Here is a 25,708-nt window from a genome sequence, read left to right as displayed (position 1 = left end):
AGACCAGCGCGCATCAAACAGCGCCCCCGCCTCTCTCAAAACCATAGATGCCGCCGTCTCTCCAGCGTGTCCACCAGGCCTCTCAACCCTACCAGCAACACCGCAGCGCCGCCGGTGAGGGGCTATTTACGTACTCACGACGACCGCCGCAACCCCAATTTCAAAAAAATCGCCAACTTTCCGCCAAAACCAAACAAAACCAAATCCAATCAATACTTTACACAACAAACCCAACCACCGGACATTCCCAAAACCCCGCACAAACACACCGGAATCACCAGCCGAAACACCAGCGCCAACAAAGATCCACACAGCCGCAACAGAAAACAGGCGTGAATCAGGGAGCCTGTGCGCGACTCGCAACCTTGTCCGAGCAAGCTCCGCCCCGGCGACCTGTCGGGGCGGAGCGACACCTACGTCAATGCAGATCGAAGCGGTCGGCGTTCATCACCTTGGTCCACGCCGCGACAAAGTCCTGCACGAACTTGCCCTCGGCGTCTGCCTGGCCATAGACTTCGGCCAAAGCGCGCAGTTGCGAATTGGATCCGAAAACCAGATCGACTCGGGTTCCGGTCCACTTCACTGCACCGCTGGTACTGTCGCGCCCTTCATAGACGCCCTTGTCACCCTCCGACGACGTCCACGCGGTTCCCATGTCGAGAAGATTGACGAAGAAGTCGTTGCTGAGCGTTCCCACCCGATCCGTGAACACGCCGTGCGGCGCGCCTCCGGCATTGGCGCCGAGAACGCGAAGGCCACCGACCAGCACCGTCATTTCAGGCGCAGTCAGGGTCAGCAACTGCGCCTTGTCGACCAGCAGTTCCTCGGCGGATACCGAGTACTCCTTTTTCTGGTAATTTCGGAACCCGTCCGCAATCGGCTCCAGCACCGCAAAGGACTCGACATCCGTCTGTTCCTGCGTCGCGTCTGTACGGCCCGGAGCAAAGGGAACCTCGACGTCGTGACCGCCGGATTTGGCGGCCTTTTCGATGGCGGCACATCCGCCCAGAACGATTACGTCGGCCAGCGACACTTTCTTGTTCCCCGGCTGTGCGTCATTGAACGCCTTCTGAACGCCTTCCAGCGCGCTCAGAACCTTGGCCAGCTTGGCGGGCTGGTTGACCTCCCAGTCCTTCTGAGGCGCCAGGCGGATCCTGGCGCCGTTCGCGCCGCCCCTCTTGTCCGAACCTCGGAAGGTCGAGGCCGAGGCCCAGGCCGTTGTGACCAGATCGGAGACGGACAGGCCCGACGCCAGGATGCGCGTCTTGAGGTCGGCAATGTCCTCGGGGCCGACCAGTTCGTGATCAACGGCCGGGACATTGTCCTGCCAGATCAGTTCCTCCGCCGGAACATCCGTCCCCAGATAACGAGAGCGGGGACCCATGTCGCGGTGGGTCAGCTTGAACCAGGCGCGCGCGAAGGCATCGGCGAACTCCTTTGGGTTCTCGTGGAACCTTTTGGAGATCGGACCGTAGATCGGATCCATGCGCATCGCCATGTCGGCGGTCGTCATGATGATCGGCACACGTTTCGAGGGATCCTCGGCATCGGGCGCCATATCCTCGGGCTTGAGATCCTTCGGCGTCCATTGCCAGGCGCCCGCCGGGCTTTTCACCAGTTCCCATTCATAGCCGAAGAGAACGTCGAAATAGCCGTTGTCCCACTTGGTCGGGTTCGAGGTCCAGGCACCTTCGATGCCGCTGGTAATTGCGTCGCGGCCCTTGCCGCTGCCATAGCTGCTGAGCCATCCAAGGCCCATTGCCTCCAGCGGGGCGGCCTCGGGTTCGGGGCCGACATGGGATGCGTCGCCGGCCCCGTGAGTCTTGCCGAAGGTGTGGCCGCCTGCCGTCAGGGCGACGGTTTCTTCGTCAGTCATTGCCATGCGGGTGAAGGTTTCACGGATGTCGCGGCCCGACGCCACGGGATCCGGATTTCCGTTGGGGCCTTCGGGGTTCACATAGATCAAACCCATCTGCACCGCCGCGAGCGGGTTTTCCAGTTCACGGTCGCCGCTGTACCGCTTGTCGCCAAGCCACTCGGTTTCCTCGCCCCAATAGATGTCCTCTTCGGGCTCCCAGATGTCCTCGCGGCCGCCTCCGAAACCGAAAACCGGGCCACCCATCGATTCGATGGCGCAGTTGCCGGCCAAAATCATCAGGTCCGCCCATGAGATCCGGTTGCCGTATTTCTGCTTGATCGGCCACAGCAAACGCCGGGCCTTGTCCAAGTTGCCGTTGTCCGGCCAGCTGTTGAGCGGCGCAAACCGCTGCGTTCCGGTGGACGCGCCGCCGCGTCCATCTCCGGTCCGGTAGGTTCCGGCGCTGTGCCAGGCCATGCGAATGAACAACCCGCCATAATGGCCGTAATCCGCTGGCCACCATTCCTGCGAGTCGGTCATCAGGGCGATCAGATCCTTTTTCAATGCCTTGAGGTCGAGTTTCTTGAACTCCTCGGCATAGTTGAAATCCTTGCCCATGGGATTGGACAGGGCCGAATTCTGGTGAAGGATCCTGAGGTTCAGCTGATTGGGCCACCAATCGCGGTTCGACCTCGCTCCGAAAGTTGCGTGCATTACCGGGCACTTGCCCGCGGCTCCGGTGTCGCTTCCGTCCATGTTCATCTCCAATCGTGGCTGCGCTTGTAAAAATCACTCTCCCGAAAGACGCTGGAGCTTGCTCAAAATCGAGGTTGGTCCGGGCCGGCTGGCTGCCTTGCCGGCATCTTCACGTCTTTTCAATGCAGGTGTAGCAAATCCCGGCCATGCGAATAAGTTTTGTTTTTCAATCGAATTCATAATCCGAAATTATCACAATGCTTCCAGGTTTTTGGAACCTGCGTCTGCGAACCGAGAAAAGCTGTCCGGAGCGCCATGCGGCGCCGCACGTGTTCGATGATCGCGGCCGTTCAAGCCGATTGGGTGGCCGGTTTGTCGAACACTGCGATCTGGGTTCTGGCGATCCGGCGCGTGATCTTGAATATGTCGTCCAGCGTCTCCGTCAGTTCGATTTCCCTGGCGTAGGTGTGTTGGCGCTTCGGCGCCTCGATACGGAGCCGGTCGACCTGGTGGCGCGCAATCTGTTCGATCATGGCGGCGAATTCCGGTTTCATCTTCCGCACCTTCGCGGCGAGGCTGGAGTCCTGTTGCTTCAGCGCAAGGAGGCTGCCGTCGAACGCCTCGAGCACCTTTGCGTGCAGACCCGCAATCACCGCCTCTGTCTGCGGACTGATCACGACATTCTCATCGATCCGCTTTCGGGCCGACGTGACCAGGCCCGTGGCCACATGATCGCCGATATGTTCGAGGTCGTTGGATATCCTGGCCAGGGCCATCAACAGATCGGACTGCTCGACCGACAGGCTTCCAAGGCTGATCTGCCGCAGATAGGCAATGATTTCGCGGTGCAAAAGGTCGACCGGACGATCCATCACCTGCAGCCGGTCAATCTGCAGCGGGCTTCCCGAAGTCACCGTGGGAACGGCCGCCGCCAGCATGTCGCGCACCTGCTCTCCCTGGTGCAGAACCTCCAGGCGCACCGCGTCAAGCGCGATCGCCGGCACGCTGAGGAGTTGCGGATCCAGATGCCGCGGCGCGAAGCTGGGCGGGGTCTTGTCCGGCCGGTCGGGAACCATCCATTCCACCAGGCGCGTAATCTGGCGGGTGAACCCGATGAAAAGAAGCGCATTGGCGACATTGAACAACGTGTGAGCGTTGGCCAATTGCCGCGGCACTTCGGCCGGGCCGCGCAATGCCGGCGCCAAGTCCGGATAGGCCGGCGAGATCAGCCGCGACAGGTCGGCAAGCTGACCGACGAAACCGATCCAGATGACGACGCCGGCAAGGTTGAACAAGGTGTGCACGACCGCAGCGCGAACGGCCTCGGGCGGTTTGCCAATGGCGGCAAGAAGCGCGGTCACGCAGGTTCCGACGTTCGCGCCCAGCGCCAGTGCGATCGCCGTTTCCAGCCCGATCAGGCCCTGACCCGCCATGACGACCAGGATGCCGGTTGTCGCCGATGACGACTGAACCACGGCAGTAAAGATCGCGCCCGTCAGCGCCGCGGTCATCGGATTTTCCAGGGACTGCATGAAATCAAAGAACGGCCTATAGCTTTGCAGCGGCGCCATCGTCTCGCTCATGATCGCCATACCGAAGAACACCAGACCCAACCCCAGCAAAATGCGGCCGTACTCCCGCGTTTCCTGCCGCTGCGCCACGAAGGACGTGAAAAACCCGAGTGCCAGCAACGGCATCGCCAGTTGCGTCACCTTGAACGCAAGCACCTGCGCCGTGATCGTGGTGCCTATGTTCGCGCCAAGGATCACCGCCACGCTTTGCGCGGTGGTCATCAGCCCGGCCGATATGAACCCGACCAGCAGCACCGTGGTGATCGAAGAGGATTGGATGATCGCAGTAACCGCCGCACCGGTGATCAGGCCGAAGAACCGGTTCTCCGTGAACCTGGCCAGAAGGTGCTTCATGTAATCCCCCGCGACCTGTTTCAGGCTGCGGGTCAGGATATCCAACCCCAGAAGAAACAGCGCGAGACCGCCGACCAGCCCGCTGATCAAGGCGTACTGGTCAAGTTCTACGGTCATGCGGTTTTCTCCTTGGATTCAACACATAATAGGGATGCACGATTCCAAAGGTAATGGTTTTGTCAGTTGATTTCGTCAGGCCGTCCAACCGCCACGGCACCGTACGGTGGCGTTTCGAGAATATGGCTTTCGGGAGATTACTGGTGCCGCTGAAGGGACTCGAACCCCCGACCCCATCATTACGAATGACGTGCTCTACCAGCTGAGCTACAGCGGCGTGGCGCGGTGTATAGAACTGGGTGTTCGGCATGGCAAGCGAAATCGCCTGCCCATTTTTGATGTTTCACGCAACGTTTTCTTAGGCGACAGCGACTCTGAGCGACGGAAAATGATCCGTTCCCCAACCTCCGCCTGCCGTGGCGTCGCGATGACAGTCGGCCGGCGCCCATCGAAGATCGCGCTTGAACTTCCAGCCGTTCCGGCGCATCCAGCCACCATGACGAGCAGCAATCCCCAATCACCACCTTTTGTCGCCGAACCCGGCGCAGTTGGGCGCAATGCACGGATGCTGCGTTTCGGATCCGAAGCACGAGTTCCGATTCAATGAGTTTTCACAGATCTATAGAGGGTTAGGCGCATGCGTGTTGCGATGATTGGAACCGGCTACGTGGGCTTGGTGTCAGGCGTTTGTTTTTCCGATTTCGGCCATGACGTGATCTGCGTCGACAAGGCGGAGGACAAGATCAGTATGCTCCAGGCGGGGCAGGTGCCGATCTACGAGCCTGGCCTGGACGAGTTGATGGCCAGGAACATCGCCGCGGGCAGGCTGAGCTTCACCACGGATCTGGAAGCCGCGGTCGACGGCGCCGATGCGGTTTTCATTGCCGTCGGCACGCCCACCCGTCGCGGTGATGGCCATGCGGACGTGAGCTATGTCATGGCTGCGGCCGAAGAGATCGCGCGGGCTCTTACAGGTTACGCGGTGGTGGTGACCAAATCCACCGTCCCGGTCGGCACCAACCGCAAAGTCAAGGAAGCGGTGCGCAGGGTCAATCCGCAGGCCGATTTCGATGTCGCCTCGAATCCGGAATTCCTGCGCGAGGGCGCCGCGATCACGGATTTCATGCGCCCGGACCGGGTCGTCGTCGGGGTCGAGAACGACCGGGCGGCCGACGTCATGGCCGAGATCTATCGCCCGCTCTATCTGCGCGATTTCCCCATCCTGACGACGGATCTGGAAAGCGCCGAGATGATCAAGTACGCCGCCAACGCATTTTTGGCGACCAAGATCACCTTCATCAACGAGATCGCCGGGCTGTGCGAGCGTGTCGGAGCCGACGTCAAGGAAGTGGCGCGGGGCATCGGCCTCGACGGTCGGATCGGCAACAAGTTTCTGCACGCTGGCCCGGGCTACGGCGGATCGTGTTTCCCCAAGGACACCGCGGCGCTGGCGCGGATCGGGCAGGAGCATGCCTTCCCGATGCGGATCACCGAAACCGTCATTCAGGTGAATGACGAGATCAAGAAGCGCATGCTCGAAAAGATCCGCGACGCCAGCGACGGGAGTTTGAACGGAAAGCTCATCACCGTTCTCGGCGTGACCTTCAAACCCAATACCGACGACATGCGCGACGCCCCATCGCTGACCATCGTTCCGGCGCTGATCGGTGCGGGCGCAAAGGTGAAGATCGTGGATCCCCAGGGAAAGAGGTTCGGAGAAGATCTGCTTCCCGGGGCCCAGTGGCTGGAAGACCCCTACGAGGCCGTACAGGATTCGGACCTGGTGGTGCTGCTGACCGAATGGAACGAATTCCGGGCACTGAACCTGCAGCAGTTGGCCGAGAAAATGAACCGTCCGCGGATGGTCGATCTGCGCAACATCTACTCGCGCACAGCCGTAAAAAAGGCCGGTTTCGAGACCTATGTCGGGATCGGTCGCTGATCCGGTTTCGGCTCGAACAAGTGTCCGGACCACAATAACATCTGTCAGGGATTGACCGGCGGCGGTCAGGATTCTGCCGCCCTCGCACGCGCGAGGACGACAGAACGGTTCCGTCTCAGCTTTCCCGGAAAGCGTGAGTCAGCTGGTCGGTCAGGGGCTTGAGCAGGAAGCTCAGCACCGAACGCTCGCCGGTCTGAAGGAAGGCTTCGACCGGCATGCCGGGTATCAACGCGGAACTGCCGAGCCGCGCCAGTTCCTCGGGTGGAAGCGACACCTGCACCCGGTAGAATTGGCGATCCGTGACCGGGTCGGTCACGCTGTCGGGCGATACGTTCGACACCGCACCGGTCAGTTCCGGCGTCGACCGCTGGTCGAAGGCCGGGAACCTCACCCGCGCCGACTGCCCGACATGCACGATGTCGATGGAATCCGGAGCGACCTCGACCTCGAATTCGACGCCGTCAGACACCGGAACCACGGTCAGCAGCGTCTCCTGCGGCGCAACCACGCCGCCGGTTGTCCAGACCTGCAACTCGTGCACGACGCCGCCGACCGGCGCCCGGATGTCGAGACGGTTCAGCCCTTCGTCCAGCCGCGCAAGCTCAAGCCGGTTTTCGTCGATACCGGCATTGACCTCACGAAGCTCGGAAACGACTTCGTCGTGGAATTCCTGATCCGCCTGCGTGATCTTCAATTCGGCATCCTGGATCGCGTTGCGCAGACGCGACAACTCGGACCGATGCACCGCGATCTGGCCAAGCAGCCCGGCTTGCCGGCCCTGCAGTTCCAGCAGCCGGCTTTCCGGAACCAGGCCCTGTTTGAACAGGGTCTCGACATTGCCCACTTCCTTTCGGATCAGCGCGACCTGGTTTTCGGTGGCCTCGATCTGGGCCTCGATGCCGGTGCTCTGGTCCTCGTGCTGTTCGATCTGCTCTTTCAGCTGCGCCTTGCGGCTGTCCACAACGGCGCGGCGAGACCGGAACGCTTCGGCCTGTCCGTCCATGTTTCGCCCCACCGCCTCTGCATCGAGATGAGTTAGATCGGTGACGGGCGGGATCGCCTCTAGGCCCTGCCGTTCCGCCTCGAGCCGGGCGCGGCGCGCGACCAACTCGGCCAAGCGGCCGCGAACGATGTCCCGGTTGATCTCGGACAGCTTCGGGTCGAGCCGCATTACCACCTGTCCGGCCTCGACCCGGTCGCCGTTGCGGACGTGGATTTCGCGGACAATGCCGCCATCGAGGCTTTGGACCGGACGCGGTTTGCCCTGCACCACCACTTCACCCGGCGCAATCACGGCGCTGCCGATGGTGATGACCTTGAAAAGGACCACCAACAGCAGCAACCCCGCGACACCCGAAATCGCGATAAACCGTTCCCGCCGGTCGAGACCGGTCTTGATCTGCTTTTGCTTCGACATGCCCGTTACCCCGCCTTTCGCGCCGCGACGGCGGGCGCCGCCTGCGTCGGAACCGATTGCATTGCCAGACGGAAGATCTCTTCACGCCGGCCGAATTGCGCCACCTTGCCCTTGTGCAGGATCAGAACCTTGCTGGATTCGACCAGGACGCTGGGCCGGTGCGCCATCACGACGACCGTGCTTCCCGCCTCGCGCAGGGACCGGATCGTCTCTGTCAACGACTCGTCTCCGTGGGCGTCCAGATGCGCGTTCGGTTCGTCCAGAACCACGAGCTTGGGCATCTTGTAGATCGCGCGCGCAAGACCGATCCGCTGAATCTGACCGCCCGACAGGGGTTGAGCCGCGTGACCCACCTGTGTCGCGTAGCCGTCCGGCAGACCCAGGATCATGTCATGCACGCCTGCCGCGTCAGCTGCCTGAAAGATGTCCTTTTCCCTTGCATCAGGGTCGAAACGCGCGATGTTCTCGGCGATGGTTCCGGGCAGCATCTCGACATGCTGGGGCAGATAGCCGATGTAGCGACCAAGCTCGTCCGGTTCCCACTGGTCCAGCGTCGCGCCATCCAACCGCACCTCGCCCGCATCGGGCCTCCAGACACCCACCAGCATCCGCGCCAGGCTCGACTTTCCGGCGGCGCTGTTGCCGATCACGCCCAGCACGTCGCCAGGCTCCAACTCGAAACTGACCTGATCGAGAATGCGGGACCGTCCGTGCTGCAAGCCGCCCGGCATCAGTTTCGTAACTCCGAATAGCCGCACGGCGCCTGCGGGTTCCGGAAGCGAGATCCTCGGCTTTTTCGCAGGCGCCGCCTCGAAGACTTCGGTCAGTCGCTTGTGCGCTTCGGCAGCCCGACCGATGCTGCGCCACTGGCCAATCACCTGATCCACCGGCGCCAAAGCCCGGCCAGCCAGGATCGAGGCCCCGACGATCATCCCTGCCGAAATCTGCTGCTGCAGCGCCAGGTAGGCGCCGCCCGTCAACAGCATGGACTGCAGCACCAGGCGAAACACGCGCGAGCCGGACGAAACCATGTCCGAACGGTCGCCGCCTTTCTGGCTTTGCGTCAGGCCGGCCTCGTGCGCGGAACGCCAGCGCGCGGCAACGGCCTCGCGCATGCCGAGCGCCTGCACGGTTTCGGCGTTTCGCAAGCTCTGACTGACAAAGGCCCGTTCCACCCCGTCAAGCCGCATGGCCTGCGACATCGCACTTCCGGTGAGCCATTGGGTGAGCAGCGCCAGCGCCACAACGACTGCCGCGCCAGCCAGCGTCATGTAGCCGAGCCAGGGATGAATGATGAAGACGGCGACCAGGAAGATCGGAATCCAAGGAACGTCGAACAGGCCGCGGATGGCCGGCCCCGACAGAAAACCCCGAACGATTTCGAGATCCCGCAGGGCGTTTCCACCCTTGCCGTTCTGGTTGTCGCTTTCGAGAAGCTGGCGAAAGGCCAGTTCTCCGGTCATCTCGTCGAACCGGTAGGCCGCGCGGGACAGAAGCCGCGAGCGGATGAATTCGTAGACGCCCATGAAGGCATAGAGCACCACCACGATCAGGAACAGCCCCATCAGCGTCGGTACGGACCCGCTGGCCAGAACCCGGTCGTAGATCTGCAGCATGTAGAGCGGACCGGTAAGCATCAACAGGTTGATGGCCGCGCTGAACAGCCCTGCCTGCACGAAACTGCCCCGCAAAGCGCGCAGCGCACCCTCATAGGGTGACTGTGTATTGTCGTAAGATTTCATTGCACCCCTGCCCAGGTTGCTGCCTGTCCCAAGTTTTAGCCTCAATCGGAGCGGAATTTCCCGCCCTCGCTCTTCCGGTGCCTCAAGATACCACGCAAATCCCGAACACTAACTAAATATTCGGCCACCCGGATTTCAGGCGAATTATGGCCGGACACTTGCGAAGAAAAGCACATGCATATCCAGGCTGCCGTTTTCGGCGGGAATCTGCGGATGTGGCCAAAGCGCGATGCGGAAACCGGCCTACACGATCCCCGCTGGCGGCCTTGCGCAATCTGCGCTTGGAAAGATTTCGCATCTTTTTCCGCGACGGCCTTCACCGCCGCTTGCAATTGTCTGGTTCATGGGTTTGTTTGGCGCGGCCTTTCGGAGGCATCAAAATGAACGATAAATTGGCAGTACTTTCATGACCAAGACGGCTTTGATCACCGGGATCACGGGGCAGGACGGCTCCTATCTTGCCGAGTTCCTGCTGGCCAAGGGTTACGAGGTGCACGGCATCAAACGCCGCGCCTCATCCTTCAACACCCAGCGCATCGATCACATCTACCAGGACCCGCACGAGCCGAATCCCAAGCTGCGTCTGCATTACGGCGATCTCAGCGACACCTCGAACCTGACCCGCATCATTCAGGAGGTGCAGCCGGACGAGGTCTACAATCTCGGCGCCCAGTCGCACGTGGCGGTCAGCTTTGATTCCCCCGAATACACCGCGGACGTCGACGCGATCGGCACCCTGCGCCTGCTTGAGGCGATCCGCTTTCTCGGTCTCGAGAAGAAAACCCGTTTCTACCAGGCTTCGACCTCCGAGCTGTACGGTCTCGTGCAGGAAATCCCGCAGCGCGAGACGACGCCCTTCTACCCGCGCTCGCCTTACGCGGTGGCCAAGCTCTATTCCTACTGGATTACGGTGAACTACCGCGAGGCCTACGGGCTCTATGCCTGCAACGGCATCCTCTTCAACCACGAGAGTCCCCGGCGCGGCGAGACCTTCGTGACCCGCAAGATCACCCGGGGACTGGCCAACATCGCCCAAGGGCTCGAATCCTGTCTCTACATGGGCAACATCGACTCCTTGCGCGACTGGGGCCACGCCAAGGACTACGTGCGCATGCAGTGGCTAATGCTGCAGCAGGATGCGCCCGAGGATTTCGTGATCGCCACAGGCGAGCAATATTCGGTGCGCCAGTTCATCAGCTGGTCGGCGGCCGAGTTGGGCATCAGCCTAGAGTTCTCGGGCAGCGGGGTCGACGAGATCGGCACCGTCACCGCGGTCGAGGGAGACAAGGCTCCGGCCCTGAAGCCGGGCGACGTGATCCTGCGGATCGACCCGCAGTATTTTCGCCCTGCCGAGGTCGACACCCTGCTGGGCGATCCCTCCAAGGCCAAGCAGAAACTTGGCTGGGTACCCGAGATCACCGTGCAGGAGATGTGCGCCGAAATGGTAAGCGAAGACCTGAAAGTCGCCCGCCGCCACGCGCTGCTGAAGGAGCACGGGTTCGAGTTGCCGGTCAGTCTGGAAAACGGCTGAGGAGGTCGGCGATGCGCAAAATCTACGTGGCGGGGCACCGCGGCATGGTGGGCGGTGCGATCCTGCGCCGGCTTGAGGCTCGCAAGGCAGCAGGCGAGGCGCTGCAGCTGATGACGCACACCCATGCCGAACTGGACCTGACCGATCAGGCGGCCGTACGTGACGTCATGCAGACGGAACGCCCCGACGTGGTGATCCTCGCCGCGGCGAAGGTGGGCGGCATTCACGCCAACAACGCCTATCCGGCCGAGTTCATCTATGAAAACCTGATGATCGAGTGCAACGTGATCCACCAGGCCTTTGCCGCAGGGGTCACGCGTCTGCTGCAGCTGGGCAGTTCCTGCATCTACCCAAAGGAGGCGCCGCAGCCGATGCGCGAGGACGCGCTGCTGACCGGCGTGCTTGAGCCCACCAACGAACCCTATGCGATCGCCAAGATTGCGGGGATCAAGTTGTGCGAAAGCTACAACCGCCAGCACGGGGTCGATTACCGCTCGGTCATGCCGACCAACCTCTACGGACCTGGTGACAACTTCCACCCCGAAAACAGCCACGTGCTACCCGCCCTGATCCGCCGCTTTCACGAGGCCACGCGGGACGGACTTGAGGAAGTGGTGATCTGGGGAACCGGCAAACCCCGACGCGAGTTTCTTCACGTGGACGACATGGCCGAGGCATCGCTTTTCGTCCTCGACCTGCCGCGGCCCGATTACAAAGCCAACACCCGACCGATGCTGAGCCACATCAACGTAGGTAGTGGCGAGGACATCTCGATCGCCGACCTTGCCACGCTTGTGGCCAGCGTCATCGGCTTTTCGGGCCGCATCACGCAGGATGTGTCCAAACCCGACGGCACTCTGCGCAAGCTGATGGATGTCTCGCGGCTGGCCGACATGGGCTGGAGCGCCCGGATCGGTCTGGAAGACGGCATCCGCGAGACCTATGAATGGTATCTCAGCCAGCCGGAAGACGGCTTGCGCATGACGTGATCGCCCGGAGTTTTTTCCGGGCGTCAGGGTCTCAGAACCAGCGCCCGATCGCGATTACGGTCGGCGCGTGCGCCGCGACATCGGATACCGCGGACAGAATCCGGCAACTCACCTGAACGTTCGTTGACGCGTCCGCGCCCAGGAACCGCATGGCCGCGCCGCCGGTTCCGCTGACTGCTGGGACGGTTCCATCGGCAAACTTGACGGGGAACTGCCATGTCAGAGCCGAATCGCTGGCGAAAAGCGATCCTTGCGGCATGGTGCAGGACACTGGACCGAGCCTGACTGAACATATCTGGGTACCATCCGCGAACCGCACGTAATCCCCATCCGAATTGCTGCCGCTCTCGATCACCGCACCGGTGGGAAGGCCGCCACTCTCGGACACCAAACCCAAGATGTTTCCGGGACCATAACCGAAATCGGCCCGCATCAGACGGCCCGGGGTCACGTCCGCGGCGCTAACCTGCACCGCCGCACCGCCAGCCGCACCGGTAATCGGATCAAGTCTCAGCGCCTCGGTCCACGTGTTTCCGTCAGGCGAGACCTTGATGGACAGGGCCGTATTCCCTGCCAAACCCACTTCGGCATGGCCGGTCCAGTTTGACTGGAAAACCAGCGAAGCCGTGTCTCCGTCCGTTGCCTTGTTCACCTTGATCTGATGGCCGGCACCCTCGTGGCTGAACAGCGTGGCCGGGCTTCGCACCGAAAACCGGTTGGTTGCATCCGAACTGGTGGCGATGCCGACACCGTCCAGGTTCTGCGTCGAAACCGGTGGTTCGATCCAGGCGTTGCCATCCCAGACGCGCAGCTTTCGCGCATCTTGATCCCAGGCCCGCCAGCCGGGACGGGGATCGAAAAAATGCCAGGCTCCGTCGAGCCATGCCGCCAGTCTGCTGGCCTGTCCGGTCCAGACCGAAACCGGGGCTTGGCCGAGGGCGTGAACTTCGCCCTCGGACGGAGCGCCGGGCGGAGCTTCGGAACCGATCGCCGCGACGGTCAACTGCACCACCAGATCCAGTCGCCGCAGCGCCTCGTTATGCGTCACGTGCTTTTGCGCCTGCGCCGGCTGCAGGAAGGGCAGATCCAATAGCGGCGATGTGTCGGGCATGTCTGTGTTCCTCTGGAGAATCGATGGCTGAGTTGCGTGCAAACCTGCAGCGCCACTTGCGAAACCCTCATGACCCACCCGTTCGACACAGCAAGAACCTGTTAACCAAGACATCTCGAATTCGAAACAAACGCCCAAATCCTGCCCGTTTGATGCCGATCTCGCGACGGCCACACGGATCAGAACCGAAGCCAGTGAGGTGGAAATCAAGGGTGGGCGTAGCCATGAAACCTGTATTCCAGGGTCGGCTGTCCGCAGGTTTTGCCGTTCTGGATGGCGACCTGCGGGATCTTCAGATCGTCAACGGGCCAAACGGGCCGGTCCTGTACGCGGTCACAGGTCAGCAGGGCGGGCTAAGCGCGTTTGTCCTCAGCCCTGGTACTCTGGCTAGCCCTCTGTCATCGCGGGTCTTTTTTGCCCCGGGCTCCATCGGCGTGGGCGAGATCCAATTGGTGCTCGAACAAACTGTGGACGGGCCGCGTTTGGCACTTGGATCGGGCAAGGCCGTGACCAGCTACGACCTGCAAGCCACTGGCGGATTTGACGGGCAAATCCGGTTTGGTCTGCCGGCGGGATCGGGCAGGGCGGATGATCTGACCTCGGCGCGCCTGACTGATGGCCGGGTGGTGTATCACGTGCTCGATGCCGAGACCGGGCGGTTGAGCACTCTTTTCGAGTCGGCAAGCAGAACCCTGGCTCTGACGGATGTGCTTCCGCTGACTTTCGAAACGCAAAACGGCGCCAGCATGCTTGGCGTCGATGCCGGTGGGAGCCGTTACCTGGTCGTAGCCGGCAGCGGATGGTCCGGGCCGGGGCAGGTCGCCAGCTACAGGATCGACCCCGATACAGGCGGGCTTGAGTTCCGGGACGGCACTGGCGCGGTGGACGGGCTAGGGCTGAACACACCAACGGCAATGGCCGCGGCGACCGCCGATGGGGTGGCTTGGGTGGTGCTGGGCGATGCGGCCAGCCATTCGCTCAGCGTGCTGCGGCTGGGGGCGGATGGCAGCCTGATGCCCACCGACTACCTGCTCGACACTCGGGAGACCCGGTTCGGACAGGTTCAGGCAGTGGCAATGCTCGAAACCGAAGGCCACATCTTCGTTGTGGCAGGTGGAGGCGACGATGGGTTCAGCCTGTTCAGCCTTTTGCCCAATGGCAGGTTGATTCACATCGCAACTCTTGCGCACCAAACCGGGCTTGGGCTGGAAGATGTCACCGCCCTCGAAATGGCGCAGGTAGGCAATGAGCTGCAGATCTTCGCCTCCGGCGAAGGTGCTGGGGGGCTGTCGCAATTCTCCCTGCCGCTCGGCATTCTTGGGCAGGTGATTCGGGATGTTGCGCCGGATGGCCGGATTCTCGTCGGTACGGCCGGCAACGACGTTATCCTTGCGTCAAACACCCCGGCGCTGACCGGCGCCCGCGACCGCCTGGAAGGCGGGGCGGGCGATGACACGTTGGTTGCCGGAGGAGAGGGCAGCGATCTCGTGGGCGGAGCCGGCTCCGATCGTTTCGTGCTTGGCGTGGGAAAGCACAGCATCCTGGATTTCGAACCGGGCCTCGACAGGCTGGATCTGAGCGGATTGCCGTTTTTGCGCAGCCCTCGGCAACTTGAATTTACCGTGCTCTCGAACGGTGCCGAGTTGCGGTTTGGCGACACCGAGGTCCGAATCGCCACGGCCGCAGTTACGCCACTATCCTTCGGAACTCTTTGGCCCGGCGGAGTGTTTTCGGACGCCGACCACTTTCCAGTGGGCAACTATGCACCCGGACAGCCCGGCCAGATCACCGGCACCGATGCCGACGACCGTATCCAAGGCAGTTGGATCAACGAATACCTCACCGGCGGCGCCGGGGCGGATGTCTTCGTTCTGACACAGAACATGGGGGCCGACACGATCACCGACTTCGATCCCGCCGAGGACCGGCTGGATTTCTCGGCGCTGGATGCGGTTCAGCAGGCCGCACTAACGTCGGTTCAGGTCGGCTCGACCCGGGTGATCACCTTGGGCGACAGTTCCACGCTGAGCATTCTGGGTCTTCAGACCAACTCTGCACCAGGCGGGACGGTTGGGATATCCGGATGGGCGGGAACATGGCAATACCTGCAGGCCGACATCTCGACAATCCGGGACCCTGACGGCCTTGCCGGCGTCTTCAGATATCAATGGCTGCGAAACGGCTGGGAAATCGCCGGAGCTACGGCCTCAAGATACCTTCTTACCCAGGCCGACCTCGGCGCGCAGATCTCACTCCGTGCAATGTACATGGACGGGTTGGGATCCCGGGAAATGGTGGTCAGCGCGCCCACCGGACCAGTGATCCAGGTCAGATACGGCAGCGATTTCAATGACATGATGCGCGGTGGCAGCGGCGGTGACTTCCTGGCTTCAGGCAAAGGGGACGACGTTGTCTATGGCGGAAACGGCGGTGATACGATTCTTGGCGGTGACGGCAACGACAAGTTGCACGGCGAGGCCGGCTTGGATCAACTGGCGGGTGAAGATGGCGACGATCAACTCTGGGGCGGCCCCGACAACGACTGGCTATGGGGAGACGACGGCGCAGACTTGCTTGTTGGCGGGGATGGCGACGACAGGCTCTGGGGCGGGGCGGGGAACGATACGCTCTGGGGTGAGACTGGAAACGACACACAGTGGGGCGGCGAAGGCGATGATGCCCTTGGCGGTGGCCCCGGCAATGACGTGCTTTTCGGAGAGGAGGGCGCGGACAGGCTCTGGGGGGGCGATGGCAATGACAACCTTTGGGGCGGGACCGGCGACGACAGAATCTGGGGCGGTCGACACAACGATGCCCTCGGCGGTGCTGAAGGGAACGATACGCTTAGCGGCGGTAACGGCGACGACCGGTTGTGGGGTGGGTCGGGCAACGACAGAATTTGGGGAGAGGCAGGAAACGACGTTTTGTGGGGCGGGGATGGCGATGACGCCCTTGGCGGCGGCCCGGGCCGCGACGTCGTACTGGGCGAGGCGGGAGCGGATTGGATCTGGGGCGGAGACGGGAACGATGATCTCTGGGGCGGGTCCGGAAATGACCGGATATGGGGTGGACGAAATGACGATGCCCTGGGAGGCGGGAATGGTGACGACCTGCTTTGGGCAATGATGGAAATGACCGACTATGGGGCGGTGCAGGCGATGACGTTCTTGACGGTGGCCTCGGTGATGATCGCCTCGAAGGCGGTTCGGGTCGCGATGTCTTCGTGATCGCTGCGAGGCAGGGCAAGGATCGAATCGTTGATTTCACCCCTGGGGAGGATTTGGTCAAGTTCGTGTCCACAGGCCTGGGCTTTGACGCATTGAAGATGCACCAGGACGGCTCGACCACGAGGGTCGAGTTCGGTGAAGACACACTTCTGCTGGAGGGCCTCTTGCCGCAGCAACTTGGCGCCGACGACTTCCTATTCATCTAGAGGCTGGCTGACCTTGGACCGTTACTATTAGCCCGCCACCTGAGCCGATAGTTCATCAAAATGCAGACACCGCTTTGGTTTTGGCGTGCCTTTCAGGCCTCAACTCCGCGCATACACATCCTCGTACCGAACGATGTCGTCCTCGCCCAGATAAGATCCGGTTTGCACCTCGATCAAGACCATGGGCACCTTGCCCGGGTTTTCCATCCGGTGAACTGCGCCGAGGGGGATGTAGACCGACTGGTTTTCCGACACAAGTTTCACTTCGTCATCAACGGTGACCTTGGCGGTGCCTTCCACCACGATCCAATGCTCCGAGCGGTGGTGATGCGATTGCAGGCTGAGCGCGGCGCCGGGATGGACATGGATGCGCTTGACCTGGAACCTGTCTCCGATGACCAGGCTTTCGAACCAGCCCCAGGGGCGGTGGTCCACCGGCAGCTGCTCGGCCTGTTTCGCGCCTTTCGCCTTCAGGGCCGTGACCGCCTGTTTGACGTCCTGCGCCTTGTCCATGCTGGCGACCAGAACGGCATCCGGCATCGCCACGGCGATCACGTTTTCCAGTCCCATGGCCACCAGTTCCTGAGCGTCCGCTTCCGAGCGCAAAAGCACGTTGCGGCAGTCGATTGCCGTCACCGCCCCCGAGGTCGCCACGCCGTCGTCATCCGGATCGCTGAGTTCCTGCACCGCCGACCAGCTTCCCAGATCGGACCATCCGGCCGAATAGGGCACCACGCTGAGGTTGTCGGCCTTTTCCATCACCGCGTAGTCGATGGAGATATCCGCGACCTTGTCCCAGGCCGCCGGATCGAGACGCAGAAATCCAAGGTCGGTCTGGGCCTGGTCGACCGCGGTGCGAACGGGCGCCAAAAGCTCTGGCGCAAGCGTTTGAAAAGCGGCCAGAATGTCGCGTACCGCAAAGAGGAAAATCCCTGAGTTCCAGAGATAGCTGCCATCCGTCAGCATGGCCTTCGCGGTTTCCAGATCCGGTTTCTCCACGAACCTGCCCAAGGGCTGCGCCTTGCCATTCCCATCAGGACGGGTGCTCAGCTGCAAATAGCCGTATCCGGTCTCAGGCCGATCGGGCGTTATGCCGAATGTGATAAGATCGTTCCGCTCTGCGATGGCCCGAACCCCTTCGGCAACGGCGGTATGAAAGGCGGCGGAGTCGGGCACCACGTGATCCGACGGTGCGACCAGCATGATCGCATCGGGATCGCTGGCGCTCAGGTGCAGCGCGGCGGCGAGTACCGCGGGCGCCGTGTTCCGCCCGTCGGGCTCGATCAGGATGGGGCCCGGGTCGATGCCGATCGCCGCCAATTGCTCGGTCACGATGAATCTGAAAGCGGCATTGGTCAGCACCATGGGGGGCGCAAAAGGGTTGTCACCCGGGCCACGCAACCGCTCGGCGCAGGCTTGAAACAGGGTCTGCTGCCCCATCAGCGGCACGAACTGCTTTGGGTAGCTTTTTCTGGAAAGCGGCCACAGACGGGTACCTGAGCCGCCGCACAGGATGATGGGATGAACGGTCGTCATTCTCTCATTGCCTTTCGGTCAACCTGTCAAAACCAGTTGTGCCACGGAACCCGGCCCCCGGAAAGAACGGGGATCGGGCCAATTCATCCGGCAAACCGGCCCTATTGGGCGGCTTGCACTGTCTGGGATAGCTCTTGCAGGTAGCGGCTCAGATCATCGCGCAGATCATCTCGTGCCAATGCGAAGGCGACGGTGGCCTGCAGGAAACCGGCTTTGGACCCGCAGTCGAACCGCTCGCCGCGGAACCGGTAGCCGTAAACGTTGGACTTGGCGCCGATATCCTCGGCAATGGCATCGGTCAGTTGAATCTCGCCGCCGCTGCCCTGCTTCATCTTGTTGAGGTTGCGCAGCACAGACGGGCTCAGGATATAGCGCCCGATCACCGCAAGGTTCGAAGGGGCTTCGCCCGCTTTCGGCTTTTCGACCATGCCCTTGACGGAGACGACCGAACCCATGTCCTCGGCCACGTCGAGAACACCGTAGGAGCTTGTCTTGTCAGACGGCACTTCCATCGCGGCCACCATGTTGCCCCCGGTTTCGGCATAGGCTTCGACCATCTGCTGCAGGCACGGTTTCTCGGCCGCGATCACGTCATCTGGAAGAATCACGGCAAAGGGTTCGGCGCCGATCAGGCGCCGTGCGCACCAGACGGCGTGACCCAGACCAAGCGCCTTGTGCTGGCGGATATAGGCGATGGCGCCGCTTTCCATGTTGGTGGATTCGAGGATCTTCAGCAGATCGTCCTTGCCCTTCGTCGCGAGGTCCTGTTCGAGGACCGGATTGTGATCGAAATAGTCCTCAAGCGCGGATTTGCCGCGAGAGGTGACAAAGATGAACTCCTTGATGCCGGCCGCGCGGGCCTCGTCGATGGCGTATTGAACCAGCGGGCGGTCCACCAGCGTCATGATTTCCTTCGGGACCGATTTGGTTGCCGGAAGAAACCTTGTCCCAAGCCCTGCTACCGGGAAAATTGCCTTGGTGACCTTGCGTGACATGATAGCCTCAAATTGAATTCCGTTCTGCGTGAGCCGTCCGGCCCAGCCTCTCCTAATAGGCGCGAAGTGATCCATGAATCAATGTCATATGCCGAGGAAATCTCGTTACCGGCAAGAAAAGGATCATTCCCTGTGGCCCCGCATTTCAGCATGTCGGCTGCCAGGGTTCAAGTTCGCGGTCGTTCAGGCTGATCCGCGCGGCACCTTGAGTTGGCTTGCGCTCTCATCGAAACGGGAAGCCCGTGTGGGCGGGTGCTTGCCGATTTGCCACCCGCCGCATGAGCATCTGTTCAAACTGGTGGATGATCTGATAAACGTACTCTCAATCGGGCACGTTCAGGCAAAAATACAGGTACCTTCCACTCGTCGACAATTTCCTGACCGGCGAAGCCCAACTATGGTCACAATTCTGAAGTAGCTTCCGTAATTGGCGCAACTTCATTTACGATTTCTCGTCAGAATTGTGCCGGATACGAAGGACTGGAGGCTGAGAGCAGGAAATGATGGTCGGCTTTTTGGCAGTTGGCATGCTTCTGGGCAGCTTCGCCGGAGGGATCGCCCTGTTGATGGGACATTCCCTATTGATGGCGCTGGCGCTTTATTCCGTGGTCGGGGTTGTCGCCGTTCCATGTGTCGCTCTTGCGACCATGTACGCGTTTCCGTTGGTCAAGGTCAAAATACTCGGCCAAACCTGATCGAAACCGCTCCGCAACCCGGTTTGTCGCACGGCGTGGCGCGACCTCGTGCGTTCACGCCGGTTTCTGCCCTTCCGCAGCCACCATTTCCACATCAGCGTCGATCACTTCGGAATCAGAATCAGGTGACTCGTCGTCCCGAGCTTCGCTCTCTTCAACTTCAAGCTCCACCTCTTCCGGTTTGTCCTCCAGCCTGCCGATAATCAACGGCAGCATGTGAACGCCGGTAGCCGAGGCGATTTCGGGCGTTTCCGGTGTCTGCCAGGCGAGCGTGTCGAAACTATTGCAATTCTTGCAAACCGGCGCCCATTCCGCGTGGATGTCATGGCAATTGTCGCAGACCCATTGCGGACCGCGCGGCGCGTTCAGCGCCTTGGCCAACCAACCTTGCACGACTGCGTCCGAAGCACCTTCGCCGCGCTCGATTGCCGCCATCAGCGTATAGGCCCGGGCATCGGCCTGTTTCTCGACAACATCGCCCAGAACGCGGCGCGCTTCGGGAAAATCCTCGGCCACGATATTGAGTTCGGCCTGGATCAAACGCGTCTCGGGATGCTGCGGATGAATACGGGTCAGTGCGGTGAACCGTTTGACACGCTCTTCGGGGGTTTCGTCTGGCGCGATTTCCGCAAAAGCATGGGCAAGGTCCGGATGCGGCTGCGCCTCCCAGGCCTTTTTCAGGATCTTGGTTGCATAACGTGGCTTGCCCTTCGCGATATGGGCCCGCGCGGCCATCGCGGCGGCAGGCACCAGGTCAGGGGATAGCCGGTTCGCCTCGATGGCCTTCTCCTGCTGTTCGACGGTGGCGGTTTCATCCAGCAACCCCTTGGCCTCGGACAAAGCCAGCACCGCGTCGCGGCGTTTGTAGACGTCGCGCGGCAGGTTGCCGGATTTCAACTTTGCGGTCAGGGTCGAACGCGCGCCCGCCCAGTCCTGCGCCTTGGTCTGAAGCTTGAGGAGAACGTCCTGGGTTTCTTCGTGGCGTGGTTTCAGCGCCAAGGCCTTTTCGGCAAGCTTGCGCGCCGTTTCATCGTCGCCTTCGGCCAGTTTCTGCTTCATGATCCCGCGTACACCGACAAAGCGGGTGGACTGATCGGTGACGAGCTTCTTGTAGGTTTCTGATGCCTTTCGGGTATCGCCCGCCATCTCCGCCGCCTGGGCGACCAGCAGGTTCGTCAGTTCGGGTTTGTTCAGCAACTTCTCCGCCTTGGTCGCCTTGGACAGGGCCAGACGCCCTTCGCCAGAGGCCAATGCCATCAGCCCGTCGGACAAGGCTTGATAACCCTTGCGTTCGCGGCCTCGGTCGAAATAACGCGACAAGGCCGTTTCGTCGCCGTTGAGGAATTTGAGCGTCGCCATCAGCAGGGTCAGCAGCTTGAAGAACAGCCAGACCACGACGACAAGGATCAGAAGCCCGATCACCGACTGCAGTGGCCCCAAAGTGTATTCGGTACCCGCAACCGTGATCTGAACGCCGCCGCTCGTCTCCATCAGGAAACCCGCGCCCAGCGCCAGCAGGCCGATGATTGCCACGAATACCAGTATCTTCAACAATGACCACAGCATGGCAGGCCCCTCAGTTCGTGTTCACGCTTTGCGCAAGCGCATCAGCCGCTTCGATCGCCGCCTGACGTTTTCGGGCTTGGTCAACCCACTCCGCCAACGCGGCCTGCGACGCTTCGGGCAAGGCTTCCAGTTCCTTCAACGCCGCGGCAAGATCCCCGCCCGTCAGCGCCGCCTGCGCCCGGGACAGAACCGCGTCCGGGTCGTCGCCTTCGCGCGGCGTCACCGAGCGTGCTCCGGTCTGGCGCTGCAGAAACGACACCAGCCCCGCGCCCTTTTCCGCTTCCCGCGCATCAGCCAGGGCGGCTCGGGCTGCAGGGGCATAGCTCTCGCGCAGCGCCGCCATGGTCGCAACCCCTTCGGCGGCCTGAGCGCTCAAGGCGTCGGGCACCTTCACACCACCCGCTTCGAGTTCCGCCACCAGATCGGAATAAGGCCCGCCGGCATCTATCTGGGCAACCAGGCGGGACATCGTGGCCTCGTTCGCCGCGGCTTGCGCATCCACTGCGGCTTTGGCCTCCAGGGCCTGTGCGTCCGCCACCATCTTCTCGACCTCTGCGCGTTGCGCCGCAAGCGACTCGCGCAGCTTGTCAAGTTCCTGCTCATAGGCGGCAACGGCTTCGGGCGAGGCGGCTTCGGTGATCGGGCGTTTTTCCAGCTCGGTCAGCCGCTCCGCCAGCGGGTCAACCTTTGCGGCCAATGCGTTCAACGCGGACTTGACCGTGTCCAAATCCGAAAGGAGCGGAGTCGTTTTGTCTGAAAGTTCCGAAACCGTGGCCGCCAATCCCGATAGATCCTGAAGCTTGGCTACCGCCTGACCGTTTTGTGAGATCTGGTCGGCCTGTTCCGCCAGTTTCGCCTGCAGAGCGGCAATCTGTTCCGAAGTGTCGGATCCGCCAGGCAGGATCATGTCGCTTCGACCGGCGGCGAATCCAATCGCCGCGGCAATAACCCCGCCGATCAAGGCAGGCACGAATCCACCACGTTTCTCGACGGTGCGTTCGATGATCTTTTCTTCGACCGCAGGAGAAGCTTCGGCTTCGGCTTCGGCTTCGGCTTCGGCTTCGGCTTCGGCTTCGGCTTCGGCTTCGGCTTCGGCTTCGGCTTCGGCTTCGGCTTCGGCTTCGGCTTCGGCTTCGGCTTCGGCTTCGGCTTCGGAGGCCTGCTCCTCGACCGTGGTCTTGTGGTCAAGCCTGCCGTCTTGCTTTTCCGGCGCGCCCGTTTCCGGCCGCTTTTCGATCTCGGCTTCGGACGTGGGGTCGACTACCGGTTCCTGATCATTGTCTTTTTTGCCAGCCACCGCCACTTCCCCTTTGATTCTGAAAAAGCCTGAACAAGAGACCAAGGCAGGTTAATCCGCGTCCCCGACGCCCTCAACCCGCATCGCATGTTTCGCCAGTTTTTTGACCGCCAATCGCATTTTCTCGGAATTTGGGCGTTTGGCGACTTTCAGGCGCCGGAAATCCAACGAATCAAGGGGCTCGGCCGCAGCTTTACTGATGGCGGCAAGCCATAGCGGGGCTTGCCCAGTCCAGAGGTCGGCAAATTGTCGCGCCGTGCGCGGCGAGAAAACCGGCGCAATCACGGGCAGATGGCCAGACATCACCGCCCGCGCCTCTTTGGAGAACGGCAACAACCGTTGACGGTAAATCGCCTGATCCCGGACCGTCAGCCCCAACTGCGTCAGCCGTTCGGCCAGATGGCCGCGGCTGTGTTCGCCCCTGAGATGCAACAGCGGGCTTCCGGGCCTCTGATGCAGAAGGGTGGCGATCAGTTCTTCGGCCGTCTCGCCCGCCATTTGCGCGGTCCAACCCGCCTTTTCCGCCGCCGCCGTCGTTGCCTCGCCCACGCAATAGGCCGGCAGCGACCTGTTGCGCATGAGCGGAGCGGCGGCCGAGACGCCGTTGGCGGAGGTAAAGATCAGACCGCGCAGCCCGGAAACATCGATTTTCCGTTCGATCGGGCGAATGTCGAGCAACGGCGAATGGACGACCCGCATGCGCCCTCGTAGCTTTGGCGGAAGCTGCGCGACGAACCTCTCCGAGGCGGCGCGGGGTCGGGTCATCAACAGGTACAAGGGCGATGCCTTCGGCCTCGGGATTGTTTGCTTGCGCGCAGGGTGATACCCCGCTGACTGACCATGATGCAACGGTTCAGTCGAATGGCGCAAACACTAACAATTCTCGGGCTCGAAAGCAGTTGCGACGATACGGCTGCGGCAGTGGTGCGCCAGACCGACGGAGAAATGGCGCAGGTCCTGTCCTCGGTGGTCTATGGTCAGACCGATCTGCACAGCGCCTTCGGCGGCGTCGTGCCCGAGATCGCGGCCCGCGCTCATGCCGAAAAACTGGATATCTGTGTCCGGCAGGCGCTGGACGAGGCCGGTGTGCGGCTTTCCGATCTGGATGGCATCGCCGTGACCGCGGGCCCGGGCCTGATCGGCGGCGTCCTGTCCGGCGTGATGTGCGCCAAAGGTCTCAGCACGGCGTCCGGCCTGCCCCTGATCGGGGTGAACCACCTGGCCGGCCACGCCCTGACGCCGCGTCTGACCGACGGGATCGGTTTTCCTTATCTGATGCTGCTGGTGTCGGGTGGGCATTGCCAATACCTGATCGCTCATGGACCGGAGGAGTTCACTCGGCTTGGCGGCACCATCGACGACGCCCCGGGCGAGGCCTTCGACAAGACCGCCCGCCTTCTGGGGCTACCTCAACCCGGCGGCCCGTCGGTCGAAGCCCATTCGCATGGCGGCGACCCGGACCGGTTTCGCTTTCCCCGTCCGCTGCTCGACAAGCCCGGATGCAACCTGTCCTTCTCGGGCCTAAAGACCGCGCTCATGCGGATGCGCGACCAGATCGTGGCGGAAAAGGGCGGGCTCACCCGTCAGGACCGCGCGGATCTGTGCGCCGGGTTTCAGGCGGCGATCGTTGAAACCCTGGCGGAAAAGACGCGCCGTGCGCTGCAACTCTACATGGAGAGGAACCCGCCCGAGCCCGTCGTGGCCGTCGCCGGTGGTGTCGCGGCCAATGCCGCGATTCGCGCCGCGTTAGAGTCTGTTTGCGCGGAACAGGGCGCGCGCTTCACCGCCCCGCCACATCACCTCTGCACCGACAACGCGGCCATGATCGCCTATGCCGGGCTGGAACGATTCCGCGCCGGGGCGCAAGACGGGACGGACCTGACGGCCCGCCCGCGCTGGCCCCTTGATCAAAGCAGTCCCGCCCTGCTGGGCAGCGGCAAGAAGGGAGCCAAGGCATGAGCGTCGCGGTATTGGGATCCGGAGCCTTCGGGACCGCGCTGGCGGTGTCGCTGGCCGGAAACGGGCCCGTCACCTTGTGGTCGCGTTCCGCCGAACAGGCCGGGCTGATGCGGAGTGGCCGGGAAAACCGCCTGCGCCTGCCCGGGGTACGCTTGCCCGAGCCCCTGCATGTGACGTCAGACGTTGCAGAGGTAGCAAATTGTGCGACGGTGCTGCTGGCCGTGCCAATGCAGAAGCTTCGCGAGGCGTTGACCGAACATGCGGAAAAACTGCGCCGGCACGTTCTGGTCGCCTGCTGCAAGGGCATCGAACTGAAATCCGGCATGGGACCGGTGGCCATCATCTCGCAAGTCCTGCCGGATGCCCGGCCCGCGCTTCTGACCGGCCCAAGCTTTGCCCAGGATATCGCACATGGGTTGCCGACCGCCCTGACTTTGGCCTGTCCCGACGCGGATCTGAGTGCCGATTTGCAGGCCGAACTGACCACGGGAAATGTCAGGCTCTACCGAACCACCGACACGGTGGGCGCCGAATTGGGCGGGGCGCTCAAGAATGTCATCGCCATCGCTTGCGGCGCTGTGATCGGCGCCGGTCTTGGGGACAGTGCGCGAGCGGCGTTGATGACCCGCGGCTATGCCGAGATGCAACGCATGGCGCTGGCGCTGGGCGCCCGGCCGGAAACCCTGGCGGGACTGAGCGGCTTCGGCGATCTTGCGCTGACCTGTACGTCCGACCTGTCGCGCAACTACAGGCTCGGTCTGTCACTGGGCCGAGGCGATGCCTTCGATCCTTCCATTACCGTCGAGGGCGCCGCCACCGCGCGCGCGGTCGATGCGAAGGCGAAGGAGATGCGGCTCGACATGCCGATTACGCATTGCGTCACCGGTCTGCTGGATCATAGCTTGACCCCGAACGAAGCCATGGCCCAATTGCTGGCGCGACCCCTGAAGGAGGAATGA

At 62.2% G+C, this 25,708-nt stretch carries 19 protein-coding genes and 1 tRNA gene; 9 read left to right on the top strand and 11 right to left on the bottom strand.

Annotated features, from left to right (window positions below; translation table 11 throughout):
• Positions 1 to 336 (top strand): hypothetical protein (locus FGK63_RS20775; protein WP_171052654.1); only part of this gene is annotated, 336 nt, incomplete at its 5' end.
• An 82-nt stretch (positions 337 to 418) separates the two neighbouring features.
• Here the strand turns inward: FGK63_RS20775 and katG are convergent.
• From katG to FGK63_RS14185, 3 genes are all read right to left on the bottom strand, one after another.
• Positions 419 to 2,614, bottom strand: coding sequence for a catalase/peroxidase HPI (gene katG / locus FGK63_RS14195; protein ID WP_138843327.1), 2,196 nt, complete (start codon positions 2,612 to 2,614; stop codon positions 419 to 421).
• A 290-nt stretch (positions 2,615 to 2,904) separates the two neighbouring features.
• Complete coding sequence (locus FGK63_RS14190) at positions 2,905 to 4,596, bottom strand: Na/Pi cotransporter family protein (protein ID WP_138843325.1); 1,692 nt, start codon at positions 4,594 to 4,596, stop codon at positions 2,905 to 2,907.
• Positions 4,597 to 4,737: 141 nt separating this feature from the next.
• Positions 4,738 to 4,813 (bottom strand) — tRNA-Thr (locus FGK63_RS14185).
• A gap of 360 nt (positions 4,814 to 5,173) precedes the next feature.
• Between FGK63_RS14185 and FGK63_RS14180 the strand changes: the two genes are divergently transcribed.
• Positions 5,174 to 6,478, top strand: a complete 1,305-nt coding sequence (locus FGK63_RS14180) for a UDP-glucose dehydrogenase family protein (RefSeq protein WP_138843323.1) — start codon at positions 5,174 to 5,176, stop codon at positions 6,476 to 6,478.
• Positions 6,479 to 6,593: 115 nt separating this feature from the next.
• Here the strand turns inward: FGK63_RS14180 and FGK63_RS14175 are convergent, their stop codons facing one another.
• Positions 6,594 to 7,895 (bottom strand): HlyD family type I secretion periplasmic adaptor subunit, encoded by a 1,302-nt coding sequence (locus tag FGK63_RS14175; RefSeq protein ID WP_138843321.1) that lies wholly within the window; start codon positions 7,893 to 7,895, stop codon positions 6,594 to 6,596.
• 5 nt (positions 7,896 to 7,900) lie between these two features.
• A complete protein-coding gene (locus FGK63_RS14170) occupies positions 7,901 to 9,637 on the bottom strand; it encodes a type I secretion system permease/ATPase (RefSeq protein ID WP_138843320.1) in 1,737 nt (578 codons plus the stop codon).
• A gap of 406 nt (positions 9,638 to 10,043) precedes the next feature.
• Here FGK63_RS14170 and gmd point away from each other — a divergent pair, with 406 nt between their 5' ends.
• Positions 10,044 to 11,168, top strand: a complete 1,125-nt coding sequence (gene gmd / locus FGK63_RS14165; RefSeq protein ID WP_138843319.1) for a GDP-mannose 4,6-dehydratase — start codon at positions 10,044 to 10,046, stop codon at positions 11,166 to 11,168.
• 11 nt (positions 11,169 to 11,179) lie between these two features.
• Positions 11,180 to 12,157, top strand: a complete 978-nt coding sequence (fcl, locus tag FGK63_RS14160) for a GDP-L-fucose synthase (RefSeq protein WP_138843318.1) — start codon at positions 11,180 to 11,182, stop codon at positions 12,155 to 12,157.
• 31 nt (positions 12,158 to 12,188) lie between these two features.
• Here fcl and FGK63_RS14155 read toward each other — a convergent pair whose 3' ends face one another.
• A complete protein-coding gene (locus FGK63_RS14155; protein ID WP_138843317.1) occupies positions 12,189 to 13,268 on the bottom strand; it encodes a DUF2793 domain-containing protein in 1,080 nt (359 codons plus the stop codon).
• 224 nt (positions 13,269 to 13,492) lie between these two features.
• Between FGK63_RS14155 and FGK63_RS21130 the strand changes: the two genes are divergently transcribed.
• Together FGK63_RS21130 and FGK63_RS21225 are read left to right on the top strand one after the other, a co-directional pair.
• Positions 13,493 to 16,495 carry a calcium-binding protein gene (locus tag FGK63_RS21130; protein WP_171052653.1) on the top strand — a complete coding sequence of 1,001 codons (3,003 nt, stop codon included), beginning with the start codon at positions 13,493 to 13,495 and terminating at the stop codon, positions 16,493 to 16,495.
• The gene (locus FGK63_RS21225) at positions 16,384 to 16,701 is read left to right on the top strand and encodes a calcium-binding protein (protein ID WP_138843315.1); all 318 of its coding nucleotides are present in this window, start codon (positions 16,384 to 16,386) and stop codon (positions 16,699 to 16,701) included. The genes FGK63_RS21130 and FGK63_RS21225 overlap by 112 nt, the downstream gene beginning before the upstream one ends.
• A 99-nt stretch (positions 16,702 to 16,800) precedes the next feature.
• Here the strand turns inward: FGK63_RS21225 and FGK63_RS14140 are convergent, their stop codons facing one another.
• Positions 16,801 to 18,237 (bottom strand): mannose-1-phosphate guanylyltransferase/mannose-6-phosphate isomerase, encoded by a 1,437-nt coding sequence (locus FGK63_RS14140; protein ID WP_138843314.1) that lies wholly within the window; start codon positions 18,235 to 18,237, stop codon positions 16,801 to 16,803.
• 101 nt (positions 18,238 to 18,338) lie between these two features.
• A complete protein-coding gene (gene galU, locus FGK63_RS14135; protein WP_138843313.1) occupies positions 18,339 to 19,232 on the bottom strand; it encodes a UTP--glucose-1-phosphate uridylyltransferase GalU in 894 nt (297 codons plus the stop codon).
• Positions 19,233 to 19,732: 500 nt separating this feature from the next.
• Here galU and FGK63_RS14130 point away from each other — a divergent pair, with 500 nt between their 5' ends.
• Positions 19,733 to 19,927 carry a hypothetical protein gene (locus FGK63_RS14130; protein ID WP_138843312.1) on the top strand — a complete coding sequence of 65 codons (195 nt, stop codon included), beginning with the start codon at positions 19,733 to 19,735 and terminating at the stop codon, positions 19,925 to 19,927.
• Between the two features lie 54 nt (positions 19,928 to 19,981).
• Here FGK63_RS14130 and FGK63_RS14125 read toward each other — a convergent pair whose 3' ends face one another.
• From FGK63_RS14125 to FGK63_RS14115, 3 genes are read right to left on the bottom strand one after another with little or no spacing between them, the layout of a single operon-like run.
• Positions 19,982 to 21,493 (bottom strand): heme biosynthesis protein HemY, encoded by a 1,512-nt coding sequence (locus FGK63_RS14125; RefSeq protein WP_138843310.1) that lies wholly within the window; start codon positions 21,491 to 21,493, stop codon positions 19,982 to 19,984.
• A 10-nt stretch (positions 21,494 to 21,503) separates the two neighbouring features.
• Positions 21,504 to 22,790: a COG4223 family protein gene (locus FGK63_RS14120; RefSeq protein ID WP_138843308.1), complete on the bottom strand. Its 1,287-nt coding sequence runs from the start codon at positions 22,788 to 22,790 to the stop codon at positions 21,504 to 21,506.
• A gap of 51 nt (positions 22,791 to 22,841) precedes the next feature.
• Positions 22,842 to 23,555 (bottom strand): uroporphyrinogen-III synthase, encoded by a 714-nt coding sequence (locus FGK63_RS14115; protein WP_138843306.1) that lies wholly within the window; start codon positions 23,553 to 23,555, stop codon positions 22,842 to 22,844.
• A 96-nt stretch (positions 23,556 to 23,651) separates the two neighbouring features.
• Here FGK63_RS14115 and tsaD point away from each other — a divergent pair, with 96 nt between their 5' ends.
• Complete coding sequence (gene tsaD, locus FGK63_RS14110; RefSeq protein WP_138843304.1) at positions 23,652 to 24,749, top strand: tRNA (adenosine(37)-N6)-threonylcarbamoyltransferase complex transferase subunit TsaD; 1,098 nt, start codon at positions 23,652 to 23,654, stop codon at positions 24,747 to 24,749.
• Positions 24,746 to 25,708 (top strand): NAD(P)H-dependent glycerol-3-phosphate dehydrogenase, encoded by a 963-nt coding sequence (locus FGK63_RS14105; protein ID WP_138843302.1) that lies wholly within the window; start codon positions 24,746 to 24,748, stop codon positions 25,706 to 25,708. Before tsaD ends, FGK63_RS14105 begins: the two co-directional genes overlap by 4 nt.

Source organism: Ruegeria sediminis (genome assembly GCF_005938215.1).
Classification (GTDB): Bacteria; Pseudomonadota; Alphaproteobacteria; order Rhodobacterales; family Rhodobacteraceae; genus Ruegeria; species Ruegeria sediminis.
This window is presented reverse-complemented; position numbering and strand designations above follow the sequence as displayed.

Bases quoted from the DNA above. Each gene is read 5' to 3' on its own strand.
- FGK63_RS14175 (WP_138843321.1), bottom strand. From the start codon at position 7,895: ATGTCGAAGCAAAAGCAGATCAAGACCGGTCTCGACCGGCGGGAACGG.
- gmd (WP_138843319.1), top strand. From the start codon at position 10,044: ATGACCAAGACGGCTTTGATCACCGGGATCACGGGGCAGGACGGCTCC.
- FGK63_RS21130 (WP_171052653.1), top strand. From the start codon at position 13,493: ATGAAACCTGTATTCCAGGGTCGGCTGTCCGCAGGTTTTGCCGTTCTG.
- FGK63_RS14115 (WP_138843306.1), bottom strand. From the start codon at position 23,555: ATGACCCGACCCCGCGCCGCCTCGGAGAGGTTCGTCGCGCAGCTTCCG.
- fcl (WP_138843318.1), top strand. From the start codon at position 11,180: ATGCGCAAAATCTACGTGGCGGGGCACCGCGGCATGGTGGGCGGTGCG.
- FGK63_RS14170 (WP_138843320.1), bottom strand. From the start codon at position 9,637: ATGAAATCTTACGACAATACACAGTCACCCTATGAGGGTGCGCTGCGC.
- galU (WP_138843313.1), bottom strand. From the start codon at position 19,232: ATGTCACGCAAGGTCACCAAGGCAATTTTCCCGGTAGCAGGGCTTGGG.
- FGK63_RS14180 (WP_138843323.1), top strand. From the start codon at position 5,174: ATGCGTGTTGCGATGATTGGAACCGGCTACGTGGGCTTGGTGTCAGGC.
- tsaD (WP_138843304.1), top strand. From the start codon at position 23,652: ATGGCGCAAACACTAACAATTCTCGGGCTCGAAAGCAGTTGCGACGAT.
- FGK63_RS14130 (WP_138843312.1), top strand. From the start codon at position 19,733: ATGATGGTCGGCTTTTTGGCAGTTGGCATGCTTCTGGGCAGCTTCGCC.
- FGK63_RS14140 (WP_138843314.1), bottom strand. From the start codon at position 18,237: ATGACGACCGTTCATCCCATCATCCTGTGCGGCGGCTCAGGTACCCGT.
- FGK63_RS14155 (WP_138843317.1), bottom strand. From the start codon at position 13,268: ATGCCCGACACATCGCCGCTATTGGATCTGCCCTTCCTGCAGCCGGCG.
- katG (WP_138843327.1), bottom strand. From the start codon at position 2,614: ATGGACGGAAGCGACACCGGAGCCGCGGGCAAGTGCCCGGTAATGCAC.
- FGK63_RS14125 (WP_138843310.1), bottom strand. From the start codon at position 21,493: ATGCTGTGGTCATTGTTGAAGATACTGGTATTCGTGGCAATCATCGGC.
- FGK63_RS14105 (WP_138843302.1), top strand. From the start codon at position 24,746: ATGAGCGTCGCGGTATTGGGATCCGGAGCCTTCGGGACCGCGCTGGCG.
- FGK63_RS14190 (WP_138843325.1), bottom strand. From the start codon at position 4,596: ATGACCGTAGAACTTGACCAGTACGCCTTGATCAGCGGGCTGGTCGGC.